2 protein-coding genes are annotated in these 857 nt (G+C 44.9%); both read left to right on the top strand.

Annotation, left to right across the window (positions count from 1 at the left end; translation table 11 throughout):
* The coding region (locus tag A3766_RS30545; RefSeq protein ID WP_197479376.1) for a hypothetical protein at window positions 1-352 on the top strand (352 nt) is incomplete at its 5' end.
* Window positions 353-394: 42 nt separating this feature from the next.
* Window positions 395-688 (top strand): hypothetical protein, encoded by a 294-nt coding sequence (locus A3766_RS06175; protein ID WP_068514376.1) that lies wholly within the window; start codon window positions 395-397, stop codon window positions 686-688.
* The last annotated feature ends 169 nt before the right edge of the window (window positions 689-857 follow it).

The raw sequence follows: 857 nt of genomic DNA, 5'->3' as shown, positions 1-857 counted from the left end.
AAGCAGTTTACCGCCTATTTATCAGGGAACGGTTGAGACATATTGCGGTGTTAGGCCAGAAGGCCCTGGTGCCGTTTCGGTATTGGTCGAGCCAAGTAAGACGGAGAGTTACAAGACCAAAGATGGAAAAATGGCCGATGGTGCATCGATGATTCTTCACCTTAAGGAATTAGGTATTCTTCTCGTTACTGGCCACAAAAGTGGTGACGCAGTTTATAGCGTTTTCAAAGAGGATGGAACGGACATTACTGCAGCGGACCCTGCCTCACCCTTGAGTGTAGAGACATGCTCGACTTGTCACTCAGGCTATGAAGCGTTTTGTGTCAAAGGCCAATGTGCTAGTGGGCAATAGCCGTAATGGTTTCTAAGTTATCAAGGACGGGTAAGTGACGATATGAACAAGCTATTCCAGATAGGCAATATTTTACTGCTATCGTTTATGGGTTTCGCTCTAGTGATTGTGTTATCACTTAGCTGGGTGCTCTACAGCAGTATGTACAATGCTGAAAGAGATAAGCTGATTCAGGTTAGTGAAGCTAGCCTAAAACCAATCGTTAATTTAGCAACACGCAGTGTCAATGGTGCCAACAAAATGAAACTGCGTAATAAAGATGCGCAATCTTTGTATGCGTCTTCAGGTTTGCTTTATTTGAAAATAGAAGGGATGTCTAAAGCGAGCCCCGCCTAGGCGTTTGCGAAAGCTCAGCCACCTCGTGCAATGGAATATGAGTACAGGGCTGAAATCGGGGGCGTGCAGCAAGCTTCTATAGACGAACTGCTCGCCAGTACTCATAAGCAATTTATTGATACAGAAGACTATTTATTTTTAAGCAGGTCGCCTCTGGATGAGGTGGAAA

The sequence above is a fragment of the Oleiphilus sp. HI0132 genome (genome assembly GCF_001635845.1).
The sequence above is the reverse complement of the archived record's forward strand: the minus strand, read 5'-3'. Positions and strand labels throughout refer to the sequence as shown.